Source organism: Sphingomonas sanxanigenens DSM 19645 = NX02 (assembly GCF_000512205.2).
In the GTDB taxonomy this organism is placed as follows: domain Bacteria; phylum Pseudomonadota; class Alphaproteobacteria; order Sphingomonadales; family Sphingomonadaceae; genus Sphingomonas_D; species Sphingomonas_D sanxanigenens.
Genome location: NZ_CP006644.1, coordinates 4,754,145 through 4,765,733, shown reverse-complemented (window position 1 = coordinate 4,765,733; position 11,589 = coordinate 4,754,145). Strand labels below are relative to the sequence as shown.

The 11,589-nt window shown below is 67.1% G+C and carries 11 protein-coding genes; 8 read left to right on the top strand and 3 right to left on the bottom strand.

Features of this window, described 5'->3' with window-relative positions:
• Window positions 1-2 precede the first annotated feature (2 nt).
• Genes NX02_RS21890 through NX02_RS21880 form a run of 3 tightly spaced genes read right to left on the bottom strand, consistent with a single transcriptional unit; the run spans window position 3 to window position 2,609 of the window.
• A complete protein-coding gene (locus NX02_RS21890; RefSeq protein ID WP_245648672.1) occupies window positions 3-986 on the bottom strand; it encodes an alpha/beta hydrolase in 984 nt (327 codons plus the stop codon).
• 2 nt (window positions 987-988) lie between these two features.
• Window positions 989-1,753, bottom strand: coding sequence for an L-rhamnose 1-dehydrogenase Lra1 (gene lra1 / locus NX02_RS21885; RefSeq protein WP_025294301.1), 765 nt, complete (start codon window positions 1,751-1,753; stop codon window positions 989-991).
• Between the two features lie 28 nt (window positions 1,754-1,781).
• Window positions 1,782-2,609: an IclR family transcriptional regulator gene (locus tag NX02_RS21880; protein WP_025294300.1), complete on the bottom strand. Its 828-nt coding sequence runs from the start codon at window positions 2,607-2,609 to the stop codon at window positions 1,782-1,784.
• A gap of 197 nt (window positions 2,610-2,806) precedes the next feature.
• On the opposite strand from NX02_RS21880, the gene rhmD reads away from it, so the two are divergent.
• The 8 genes from rhmD to NX02_RS21840 all read left to right on the top strand — a co-directional run bounded on the left by rhmD (window position 2,807) and on the right by NX02_RS21840 (window position 11,439).
• Complete coding sequence (gene rhmD, locus NX02_RS21875) at window positions 2,807-4,000, top strand: L-rhamnonate dehydratase (protein WP_047099839.1); 1,194 nt, start codon at window positions 2,807-2,809, stop codon at window positions 3,998-4,000.
• 49 nt (window positions 4,001-4,049) lie between these two features.
• Window positions 4,050-4,907 carry a 2,4-didehydro-3-deoxy-L-rhamnonate hydrolase gene (locus NX02_RS21870; RefSeq protein WP_025294298.1) on the top strand — a complete coding sequence of 286 codons (858 nt, stop codon included), beginning with the start codon at window positions 4,050-4,052 and terminating at the stop codon, window positions 4,905-4,907.
• On the top strand, window positions 4,904-5,653 hold the full coding sequence (locus tag NX02_RS21865; RefSeq protein ID WP_025294297.1) for an SDR family NAD(P)-dependent oxidoreductase: 750 nt from the start codon (window positions 4,904-4,906) through the stop codon (window positions 5,651-5,653). Before NX02_RS21870 ends, NX02_RS21865 begins: the two co-directional genes overlap by 4 nt.
• Window positions 5,654-5,716: 63 nt before the next feature.
• A complete protein-coding gene (locus NX02_RS21860) occupies window positions 5,717-6,628 on the top strand; it encodes an amidohydrolase family protein (protein ID WP_158014147.1) in 912 nt (303 codons plus the stop codon).
• Window positions 6,625-7,707 (top strand): L-rhamnose/proton symporter RhaT, encoded by a 1,083-nt coding sequence (gene rhaT, locus NX02_RS21855; RefSeq protein ID WP_025294295.1) that lies wholly within the window; start codon window positions 6,625-6,627, stop codon window positions 7,705-7,707. The genes NX02_RS21860 and rhaT overlap by 4 nt, the downstream gene beginning before the upstream one ends.
• 172 nt (window positions 7,708-7,879) lie before the next feature.
• On the top strand, window positions 7,880-8,980 hold the full coding sequence (locus NX02_RS21850; RefSeq protein WP_245648671.1) for a glycoside hydrolase family 43 protein: 1,101 nt from the start codon (window positions 7,880-7,882) through the stop codon (window positions 8,978-8,980).
• A complete protein-coding gene (locus NX02_RS21845) occupies window positions 8,974-9,813 on the top strand; it encodes an alpha/beta hydrolase (RefSeq protein WP_025294293.1) in 840 nt (279 codons plus the stop codon). The genes NX02_RS21850 and NX02_RS21845 overlap by 7 nt, the downstream gene beginning before the upstream one ends.
• A 303-nt stretch (window positions 9,814-10,116) precedes the next feature.
• Window positions 10,117-11,439 (top strand): IS701 family transposase, encoded by a 1,323-nt coding sequence (locus NX02_RS21840; RefSeq protein ID WP_025290687.1) that lies wholly within the window; start codon window positions 10,117-10,119, stop codon window positions 11,437-11,439.
• Window positions 11,440-11,589 lie beyond the last annotated feature (150 nt).

Here is an 11,589-nt window from a genome sequence, read left to right as displayed (position 1 = left end):
CGTCAAACCCCGTGCGCCGCGGCGAATGCGAGGAACAACTCGGGCCACAGCGCGGTCGGCCCGGCCTGCGGTACGAGGCCGAAGCCGTGGCCGCCCTTCTCGAACAGGTGGCATTCCACCGGAACCTGCTTCGCGCGCAGCGCGGCGAGCATCGCGAGGCTGTTCTCCGGCGGCACCGACATGTCGTCGAGCGCATGGGCGAGGAACACCGGTGGAGTCTCGGCGGAAACATCCTGGTCCAGCGAATAGGCGCGCATCCGCTGCGGCGTCGGATCGGCGCCGAGCAACTGGGTGCGCGAGCCGCGGTGGACATGCTCGCCCTGCATCAGGATCACCGGATACATATAGGCAGCGACCGCGGCGCGGATCGGCTCGCGGTCGATCGCGTCGATCGGCGCATAGGTCTCCGCGGGCGCGCGCGCTGTCAGCCAGGCGGCGAGGTGGCCGCCGGCGGAAAAGCCCATCACGCCGATCTTCTCGGCGTCGAAGCCCTCCTTGCCCGCCATGCTGCGCACCGTCCGCAACGCGCGCTGCGCATCCTGCAGCGGCGCCTCCGGCCCCGCCGCCCAGCCGTCCGCCGGCAGGCGATAGAGCAGGATGAAGCAGGTATAGCCCGCCTCGGCGAGCCGGTGCGCGATCGCATGGCCCTCATGCCCGATCACGACGCGGACATAGCCGCCGCCGGGGATCAGCAGCATCGCGCGGCCATCGGGTTTCTTGGGGCGCAGGATGGTCAATGTGGGGGTGGTGATGTGGGCGTAGTAGGCGTCCTCGGGGCCGCTGTCCGGCTTCCGCGGGCCGCTCTCTTCCGTCACCGTCACCCGCTCGCCGCCGGGCGCCTTGCCCGGCCACAGGTCGATGCGCGTGAAGCCCGCCGGCGGCGGCACCGCTCGTGCGGGCGTGGCGGCGCCGATGGCGGGGGCGGCGGCCGCCCCCGCACCCAGCCCCGCCGCCGCCAGCAGCAGGCCGCGCCGGTCGACCTCCATCGTCACTGCAGGTTGACGAACATGCCGCCGTCGACCAGCAGCGCCGCGCCGGTGACGTATGCGGCCATGTCGGACGCGAGGAACACGATCGGGCCCGCCAGATCCTCGGGCATGCCGAGGCGGCCGAGCGGCGTGCGCTGTTCCATATATTTGCGCTTCTCGATGTCGGCGAGATCATCCTTGTTGATCTCGGTCAGGATGGTGCCGGGCAGCACGCTGTTGCAGCGGATGCCGTGGCGGCCGAGCGCGATCGCGGTCGACTGCATCAGCGAATGAACGCCCGCCTTGGTGGGGGTGTAGTGCGTCTGGAACTCACCGCCGACCAGCGCCGAGATCGACGAGACCGCGACGATCGAGCCGCCCTTGCCCTGCTTGACCATCTGGTTGGCCGCCGCCTGCACCATGAAATAGGCGCCGTGCAGGTTCACGCGGAAGGTGCGCTCCACCACCTCGACCGGCATGTCGAGGAAGGCGTGGAATGGGCAGATGCCGGCGTTCGAGACCATCACGTCGACCGAGCCGAACGCATCGACCGCCTTCGCGACGAAATCCTGCGCGGTCTGCGGATCGGCGACGTCGCCCTTCACCGCCAGCCCGCGCTGGCCGGTCGCCTCGATCTGGGCGACGCAGTCGGCGGCGGCGGCATCGCTGTGGGCATAGTTGATGACGACGTTCGCGCCATGCTGGGCGGCGCCGATCGCAGCGGCACGGCCGATGCCGGTCGATGCGCCGGTGACGAGAACGGTCTTGCCTTCAAGCAGCTTCACGGGAGCTTCCTTCGTTGGGGTAAAGGGGTCAGCGCCGCTGGATGCGGCGGGGTGGCTTGGCATCCGGGCTCCAGCCCAGATCGACACTGATCCGACGCACCGTTTCGCGCACATCGTCGCTCAGCGACTGCATGCGGTCGTCGTCCATATATTGCGCGGCGCTCGACACGCTGATCGCCGCGACGATCGCGCCGGACGCGTCGCGGATCGGGGCGGCGACGCAGCGGATCTGGTCTTCATTCTCTTCGAGGTCGAAGGTGCGGCCGGCCTCGACATAGCCCTTCATCCGATCGAGCCACACATCATAGGCGATCTTGACGTCACCGGCCTCATGGTCGGCGTCGAACAGCCGGCGCCAGTGCGGCTCGCGATCGTCGAGCAGCAGCGCCTTGCCGAGCCCGGTCGAGGTCAGCGGCTGGCGATCGCCGATGCGGCTGGAGATGTCGACGCGGCGGCGGCCGGGAATCTTGTCGAGATAGAGCGCGAGATCGCCGTCGAGGCGGCCGAGATGGACCGTATCCTCGCTCAAGGTCGCCAGCGCCTCCAGATGGGGGCGGCCGATCTGCACCACGTCCGCCTGGCTCTGCGCGAGGAAGCCGAGCTGCATCAGCTTGGGACCGAGCTGATAGCCCTCGCGCGGCAGGAAGGTCAGAAAACCACGATCGATCAATGCATTGGCGAGCCGGTGCGTGGTCGAGCGGGTGAGCTGCATGCGCGCCGCCAGGTCGGCGAGCCGCACTGGCCCGTCGATCACCTTGTCCAGCATGTCGAGCCCGCGCAGCAGCGTCTGGCTGCCTTGTGTCCGCGTTTTTTCCTCGCCCGACGCCGATTCTTCGTTTGACGCCTTCTGTCTCATCTAATAACATCCTATCCCAATAAGTGAGAAAGTAAACCGGTTTAAGGATGGGGGGTGCGGGCCACGGCGCCTGTCGGCAGACAGTTTCACACGCTGAAGCACATTGCGTCTCATGTCCATATGGTGGAACGTGGTTGCATATGTTTGGGTCTGCGCAGGCATCCGGGTGCGTGCCTTATCTGTTGGGAGCCTGTCGAGTGACGATCGCGTCTTTGCCGAAGATCAAATATGTCCGGGCGTTCACCGTTCGTGGCGGTGGTGCCGATTATCACGACCAGGGCGACGGCCACTGGATCGACAACCATATCGCGACGCCCATGTCGCGCTACCCCGAATATCGGCAGTCGCGGCAGAGCTTCGGCATCAACGTGCTCGGCACCCTCGTCGTCGAGATCGAGGCGGAAGACGGCACGATCGGCTTCGCGGTGACCACCGGCGGCGAGCCGGCGGCGTACATCGTCGAGAAGCATCTCGCCCGCTTCCTCGAGGGCCGCAGCCCGACCGAATATGAGAAGATCTGGGATCAGATGTACTTCTCGACACAGTATTACGGTCGCAAGGGCCTGGTCGTGAATGCGATCTCGGGCGTCGATCTCGCCTTGTGGGATCTGCTCGGCCGCCTGCGGCAGGAGCCGGTCTATCACATGCTCGGTGGCGCGGTGCGCGACGAACTTCAGTTCTACGCGACCGGCGCGCGACCGGACGTCGCCAAGGAAAACGGCTTCATCGGCGGCAAGATGCCGCTGCACCACGGCCCGGCCGAGGGCCTCGAAGGGCTCCACAAGAACATCGCCGAGCTGGCCGAGATGCGCGAGCGCGTCGGCCCCGATTTCTGGCTGATGTTCGATTGCTGGATGGCGCTCGACGTCGACTATGCGACGCGCCTCGCGCTCGCCGCGCACGAGGTGGGCCTCAAGTGGATCGAAGAGGCGATCAGCCCCGACGATTATTGGGGCTATGCCCAGCTCAAGCGCAACGTGCCCAAGGGCATGCTGGTGACCACCGGCGAGCATGAGGCGACCCGCTGGGGCTTCCGCATGCTGATGGAAATGGATTGCTGCGACATCATCCAGCCGGATGTGGGCTGGTGCGGCGGCGTGACCGAACTGCTCAAGATCAGCGCGCTCGCCGATGCGCACGGCAAGATGGTCGTGCCGCACGGCTCGTCGGTCTACAGCTATCACTTCGTGATCACGCGCCACAACAGCCCGTTCGCCGAGTTCCTGATGATGCATCCGGGGCCGACGAAAGTGGTGCCGATGTTCCACCCGCAGCTCATCGGCGAGCCGGTGCCGCAGAACGGGCGCCTCAAGGCGAGCGCGCTCGATGCGCCCGGCTTCGGCGTGGAGCTCAATCGCGATATCGCGATGCACCGCCCCTACACGCACTGAGCGGCAACCCACCGACCTGCAAGACACTACCCAACAAGGCGAGATCAGCATGAAATTCTGTCGCTTCGGCCCGCGTGGCCAGGAAAAGCCCGGCATCGTCGACGCCGACGGCGCGATCCGCGATCTCTCGGGCGTCGTCGACGACCTGACGATCGAGACGCTGCCGGCGGCGCTCGCCGCCGACGTCGCCTCGCTGCCGGTTGTCGCGGGCGAGCCCCGCTACGGCGTGCCGATCAAGGGCGTCGGCAAGATCGTCGCGATCGGCCTCAACTACGAGGATCACGCGATCGAATCCAACCTGCCGATCCCGACCGAGCCGGTGATGTTCATGAAGGCGCTGTCGAGCCTGAGCGGCCCGAACGACGAGGTCGTGCTGCCCAAGGGTTCGACGCATGGCGACTGGGAAGTCGAGCTGGGCGTGATCATCGGCAAGACCGCGCGCTACGTTTCCGAGGAAGACGCGCTGGATTGCGTCGCCGGCTATGTGCTGGTCAACGACGTGTCCGAGCGCTTCAACCAGAAGAACCGCGGCACCCAGTGGAGCAAGGGCAAGGGCCATGACACCTTCTGCCCGACCGGCCCCTGGCTGGTGACCCCGGACGAGGTGGGCGACCCGCAGGATCTGGATATGCATCTCGACGTCAACGGCGAGCGCATGCAGACCGGCAACACCCGCACGATGATCTTCAACATCAAGCAGCTCATTTCCTATGTCAGCGAATATGTGACGCTGCAGCCGGGTGACCTGATGATCACCGGCACGCCCCCGGGCGTCGGCGAGGGCAAGAAGCCGACCGCGATCTACCTGAAGGCGGGCGACGTGATGGAGCTGGGCATCGCCAAGCTCGGCACGCAGCGCCAGCAGGTCTCCGAATGGCGCCGCCTCGACGATCTGGTGGCCGCATGAGCGTGTTTGCTGGACGGTTCGCCGGCCGCACCGCCGTCATCACCGGCGGTGCATCGGGCCTGGGCAAGCAGACCGCGGCGCGCATCGTCGCCGAGGGCGGCACGGTTGCGCTGTGGGATCTGAGCGCGGACAATCTGGCGGCCGCCAAGGAGGCCACCGGCGCCAGCTTCACCGTCGCGCTCGACGTGTCCGATGCGGACGCGGTCGCCAAGGCGGCGGCGGACACCGCCGCGGCGCTGGGCAAGGTCGACATCCTGATCTGCTCGGCGGGGATCACCGGCGCCACCGTGCCGGTGCATGAATTCCCGCTCGACAGCTGGAAGCGGGTCGTCGACATCAACCTCAACGGGCTGTTCTATTGCTGCCGTTCGATCGTGCCGCTGATGCTCGAACAGGGCTATGGCCGCATCGTCAACGTCGCTTCGGTGGCCGGCAAGGAAGGCAATCCCAATGCCTCGGCCTATTCGGCGACCAAGGCGGGCGTGCTCGGCTTCACCAAGTCGCTCGGCAAGGAACTGGCGGGCAAGGGCGTGATCGCCAACGCGCTGACCCCGGCGACGTTCGAGAGCCCGATCCTCGAGCAGCTTCCGCCGAGCCAGGTCGAATATATGCGCTCCAAGATCCCGATGGGCCGCCTCGGCCTGGTCGAGGAATCGGCGGCGATGGTGTGCTTCATGGCTTCCGAGGAATGCAGCTTCACCACCGCGTCGACCTTCGACACGTCGGGGGGGCGCACGACCTACTGATGCTTACCCGCGCGGCGAACCGGCCCATAAGAGCCGGACGCCGCGCCGTTTCTGGAGAGGCCTGTGACGGCGCCCATTCCCTTCGTCGATGCGCATATCCATCTCTGGGATCTCGCGCGCATCCGCTATTCCTGGCTGACGCCGCCCTTCTCCGATGAGGGGCCCAATGGCAGCGTCGAGGCGATCGCGGTCGATTATGGCGTCGATGCCTATCGCGCCGATCTCGCGCGCTGGAACGTCGTCGGCGCGGTCCATGTCGATGCCGGCGCGGATGCCGCCCAGGCGCTCGACGAAAGCCGCTGGCTGGAAGAGGTGGCCGACCGGCACGGGCTGCCCACCGGCCTCGTCGCCTTCGCCGCGCTCGACGATCCGCAAGCGGACGATCTGCTCGCCGCGCAGGCGGCCCACCCGCGGGTCCGCGGCATCCGCCACATCGTCAACTGGCACCCCGATCCCAACCGCACCTATGGCCCGCGCGACCTGACGCAGGATGCGCAGTGGCAGGCGGGCTTTGGCAAGCTCGCGAAGCACGGCCTGTCGTTCGACCTGCAATGCTATCCGGGGCAGATGCCGGGGCTGGCGCCGCTGATCGAACGCCACGCGGACGTGCCGGTGATCGTCAACCATCTCGGCATGCCGGTGCTGACCGATGCCGACGGCCTCGCCGAATGGCGCGCCGGCCTCGCCGTGCTCGCCGCCATCCCGCACGTCGCGATCAAGCTCTCCGGTCTCGGCTTCATCCGCCGCGACTGGTCGGTCGAGACGATCCGCGATTTCGTGCTCGAGACGATCGACCTGTTCGGCGTCAGCCGCTGCATGGTCGCGTCGGACGCGCCGACCGACAAACTGTTCGCGCCGCTCGACCGCTATCTCGAAGCCTATCACGCGATCGTCGCGGATTTCTCCGAGGACGACCGGCGCGACCTGTTCGCACGCAACGCAAACCGCATCTATCGGCTGGGGCTCGACCTATGAATCCGCTGCTCGGGGTTATGTACCACTGGCTGGGCGGTCTCGCCTCGGCCAGCTTCTATGTGCCGTTCCGCGGCGTGAAGCGGTGGAACTGGGAGATTTACTGGCTGACCGGCGGCATCTTCTCCTGGCTGTTCGCGCCGTGGTTCTTCGCCTCGCTGCAGACCGAGGATCTGCTCGGCGTGCTCGGCGCCGCACCCTCCAGCGCGATCATGTGGGGGGTGATCTTCGGCATGTTGTGGGGGTTTGGCGGGCTCGGCTACGGCCTCGTCATGCGCTATCTGGGCCTGTCGCTCGGCATGGCGGTGGTGCTTGGGCTGTGCACCGTGTTCGGCACGCTGATGCCGCCCCTGTTCTACGGCGACTTCCACGAGAAGCTGATCGCGACGACATCCGGCAACGTGGTGTTCGCGGGGATCGGGCTGACCGTGGTCGGCATCGTCATCGTGGCGATGGCGGGCGCGCGCAAGGATGCCACGCTGACGCCGGAGCAGAAGGCGGCGGCGGTCGCCGAGTTCGATTTCCGCAAGGGCATCGTCGTCGCGATCTTCGCCGGCATCATGTCCGCCTGCTTCGCCTTCGGACTGGCCGCGGGCGAGCCGATCAAGGCGCTCTCGGCCAACGCGGGCACGGGCCCGCTGTGGACCGGCCTGCCGGTGCTGTGCGTCGTCATGTTCGGCGGGCTCGTCACCAACGCGATCTGGTGCGCCTGGCTGATCAGCCGCAACCGCAGCGCGCCGCAATGGTTCGGCAAGGCGATCGACGATCGCGCCGCGGAGGCCGGCGTGGGCGAGGGCAGGCCGCCCCTCCTCGCCAATTATGCGCTCAGCGCGCTCGCCGGCGTGACCTGGTATTTCCAGTTCTTCTTCTACTCGATGGGCGAAAGCCAGATGGGCAGCCTCGGCTTCTCGAGCTGGACGCTGCACATGGCGAGCATCATCATCTTCGGTACCGTCTGGGGCTTCGCTTTCCGTGAATGGAAGGATGCCAGCGGCGCGGTGAAGGCCACGGTGTGGGGCGGCGTCGGCGTGCTGCTGCTGGCGACGGTGGTGATCGGCTACGGCAACCTGCTGGCGATGTGAGCAGTTATAAGCCCCTCCTCTTCAGAGGAGGGGTTGGGGTGGAGGCGAGCGTAGCGAGCTTCCGGCGAAGCCGGAAAATAGCGTCGCCAGGGGCATTGAGCCCCCGCCGCCGCTTCCCCACCCCAACCCCTCCCCTGAAGGGGAGGGGCTTTGTTTTTAACGGCGCGGAGTATTGACCGTCTTGTTGCTGATGACGCGATTTCGTTCACGTGCCGCACGAATCACATTGTTCGCAGCCGCCGCGCTGGCTTGGGCCGGCCCGGCGGCTGTCGCGCATGCGCCCGACGACGCGCCGCTGCCGATGACGGCGCTGCGGCTGCACGATCCGTGGATCGTCGCCGATCCGGAGACGAAGACCTACCATCTGTTCACCCGCAACGATGCGGCGATGACCGGCGACAGGCGCCTCGGCATCATGGTCTATGCCAGCCGCGACCTGAAGCACTGGACGCGGCCCAGGCTGGCCTTCGCGCTGCCCGCGGGCGGCTGGGCGAAAGCGGGCGCGTGGGCACCGGAGGTCCACACGTGGAAGGGGAAATATTACCTCTTCGCCACCTTCCACAACGAGGCGCTGGCCCTCCCCGCGCCCGCGGACTCCGCGCGCAAGCCCTATCGGCGCGGCACTATCCTTGCGGTCTCCGACCGGGTCGACGGGCCCTATGCGCTGGTGCGCGGCGGCGAGCCGATCGTGCCCGCGGCGACGATGACGTTGGACGGCACCTTGTTCGTCGACCGTGGGGGTAAGCCCTGGCTGGTCTATGCGCATGAGTGGATGCAGACGACGGTCGGCACGATCGAAGCGATCCCGCTGACCGACGATCTCGCCGCCGCCGGCCCGCCGAAGCTGCTGTTCCGCGCCGACGAGGCGAAATGGGCGGTGGGGCAGAAGCAGCCCGAGGGCGATACCGTCTATGTGACCGACGGACCCGAACTGATCCGCACCGGGAAGGGCGGCCTGCTGATGCTGTGGTCCAGCTATGGCGCCGAGGGCTATGTCCAGGCGCTGGCCCGGTCGCGTTCGGGCGAACTGGAGGGGCCGTGGGAGCAACTCGGCACCTTGGTCGAGCGCGACAGCGGCCATGGCATGATCTTCCGTACCTTCGAGGGCAAGCTGATGATGGTGCTGCACCGCCCCTTCACCTTCGCGCTCGGCAAGCTCTACGAGATGCGCGACGCGGGCGACCGGGTGGAGGTGATCCGCGAGGCCACCGAACTCGACGGCGAAGCCTATCCTACCCATCCATGCCCCGCAGGAGCCAAGACCCGATGCTGACCGACGCCGCCGACCTGCTCCGGACGCTCGATGGCGAAGAGGCCGAGGGCGCCTTCACCTTGCAGGACGATGCCGCCGTGGCCGAGGCGGCGGTGGTCACCGCGGTCGACCGCGCGGTGCTGCTCGGCTTCGTACCCGCGGCACCCAATGGCCGCGCGATGCTGGTGCTGGGCGGCGGCGGCTACACCATGCTGATGGCAGGTCGCGAGGGCGTGCAGGTCGCGCGCTGGCTGGCCGGGCTCGGCTATCACGCCTTCGTGCTGGTCCACCGCTTCCCCAACGCGGACCATGGCGTCTCGGCCCCGCTCGACGATGCGATGGCGGCGATGCGCGCGATCCGCGGCAGCGGCCTTGCCGGGGGCGGGCTGGGCGTGGTCGGCCTCTCCTCGGGCGGCCATCTCGCGGCCTGCCTCGCGGCCGCATATCCGGCGGACTGGGGCGGCGCGACGGCCGATGCGGAGACCCGGCCGGACGTGCTGGTGGTCGGCTATGCGCCGATCTCGACCAACGCCAAGGGCCGGACGATCGTGGCGGACAAGCCGCCGCTGCCGCCGGAAGAGAAGCAGGCGATGTACGACCGGCTGCAGCCGGATGCGCAACTGCTGCCGGGCCCGCCGCCGGCGTTCATCGTCTATGCTGCGAACGATGCGGTTGTGCCGGTGGAGAATGCCTACCGCCTGCATAGGGCGTGGATTGGTGCTGGAGGGAACGCGGAACTGCATGTCTTCGCGGATGCGCCGCACGGGTTCGCGCTGGATACGGTCGGGTTGCCGGTAGCGGCGTGGCCGGATCTTTGCGCGGCGTGGTTGAGGCAGGTCGGGTTTCTGGACTGAGGGCAGGCGGCGGGCACACCTCACCATGCCCGTTCGTGCCGAGTAGCCATCGAGCGTGTCGAAATGGCGTATCGAAGCACCGGCCGCGAGCGCCCTTCGATACGCACCGTCGCCTTCACTCAGTCGCACTCAAGATGAACGGGCGGAAAGTTTCAAGGACACAATGCTAAACTGCCGTGCCCAGAGCGCCGCAGCGAATGGCGCGATCGAGTTTAGTATCCCTACTGAGTCAGAAGAAGGGGGGATTCGGTACCGGCGCAGATGTGATAGGCTCGGTGATTCAAACTGAGCTGGAGGGTCGGGATGGAGGGTCGCTGGACGGAGGAGATTGAAGCGCGTTTTGACGCTTATGTCGATCGTCTTGTGAAAGTGATCGGGCATGCGGACCGAGCCGAACCGTTGAGGGATTATTGCACGGGACTGCTGCTTCCCGTGGAGCGCAAGAGCGTGGAGCCGCTGGCGGCGGTGGTTCGGCCTGACCGGGTATCGGCGAAACACCAGTCGCTGCTGCATTTCGTGGGTCAGGGCGGCTGGTCGGACGAGGCGCTGATGGCGTGTGTCCGCGAGCAGGTTCTGCCGGTGGTGGAGCGCGACGGCCCGGTCGAGGCCTGGATCATCGACGACACGGGCTTTCCCAAGAAGGGGAAGCATTCGGTCGGCGTGGCGCGGCAATATTGCGGACAACTCGGCAAGACCGAGAACTGCCAGGTGATGGTCAGCCTGTCGTTGGCGACCGAGACGGCGAGCCTGCCGGTTGCGCACCGGCTGTTCCTGCCGGAGGCCTGGGCGAACGACGCCGAGCGGCGGCGCAAGGCCAGGGTGCCCGAGGATATCCCCTTCCGGTCCAAGACCGGGATTGCGCTCGATCAGCTCGCGGCGGCGATCGCGCAAGGCTTGCCGCCAGGCGTCGTGCTGGCCGATGCCGGCTATGGCGGCGCCGCCGATTTCCGCCAGGGCGTGACCGATCTGGGCTTAGCCTACGCGGTCGCGATCCGCCCCATCACCAATGTCTGGCGCCCCGGCGAGGCGCCGCCGCCACGCTCCAGAACGCACCGCCGTGGCCCTCGGCCAGGTGAGCAGAAGCTGCCCAAGCACGCTCATCAACCGGTTCAGGTCAAGGCGCTCGCGCTCGAGTTGCCCGACAGCGCGTGGCAGACCGTGACCTGCCGCCAGGGATCGAGCGAACCGCTCGGCGGACGCTTCGCTTTCCTGCGGCTATGCTGTGCCAATGGCGATGGCCTGCGCGCCAATCCTTCCCCCGAGCTATGGCTCATGATCGAATGGCCACAAGGCGACCCCGAACCCGCCCGCTTCTGGCTCTCCACCCTGCCAGCCGACATCGCCACGACCGAACTCGTCCGCCTCACAAAGCTGCGCTGGCGCATCGAGCGCGACTATCTCGATCTCAAGCAGCAATGCGGCCTCGGCCACTATGAAGGCCGCGGATGGCGCGGCTTCCACCACCATGTCACCCTATGCATCGCCGCCTACGGATTCCTCATCTCCCAAATGGAGACGATTCCCCCCTCAGCCCTCCACCATCCGCTATCCCGCCAAAAACCTCCCATTCCCAAAGCCTATATCCCGCGCGGCGCTCCCCGTTCGGCCGCAGCGCCATGTCCATGACTCCATCGCCACCATCCGCATCCACCTCGCCGCCGCCATCGTCAGGCGCCTAGCTCGATGTCCCTGCTGTCTCGCGCCTCAATCCAATATCCGATCTTTATGACGCAGTAGGGATATTGTGTCCCCGAAATAGGCGTGGCCGTCCGCCTC

Bases quoted from the DNA above. Each gene is read 5' to 3' on its own strand.
- NX02_RS21870 (WP_025294298.1), top strand. From the start codon at position 4,050: ATGAAATTCTGTCGCTTCGGCCCGCGTGGCCAGGAAAAGCCCGGCATC.
- NX02_RS21840 (WP_025290687.1), top strand. From the start codon at position 10,117: ATGGAGGGTCGCTGGACGGAGGAGATTGAAGCGCGTTTTGACGCTTAT.
- NX02_RS21865 (WP_025294297.1), top strand. From the start codon at position 4,904: ATGAGCGTGTTTGCTGGACGGTTCGCCGGCCGCACCGCCGTCATCACC.
- NX02_RS21890 (WP_245648672.1), bottom strand. From the start codon at position 986: ATGGAGGTCGACCGGCGCGGCCTGCTGCTGGCGGCGGCGGGGCTGGGT.
- rhaT (WP_025294295.1), top strand. From the start codon at position 6,625: ATGAATCCGCTGCTCGGGGTTATGTACCACTGGCTGGGCGGTCTCGCC.
- NX02_RS21845 (WP_025294293.1), top strand. From the start codon at position 8,974: ATGCTGACCGACGCCGCCGACCTGCTCCGGACGCTCGATGGCGAAGAG.
- NX02_RS21880 (WP_025294300.1), bottom strand. From the start codon at position 2,609: ATGAGACAGAAGGCGTCAAACGAAGAATCGGCGTCGGGCGAGGAAAAA.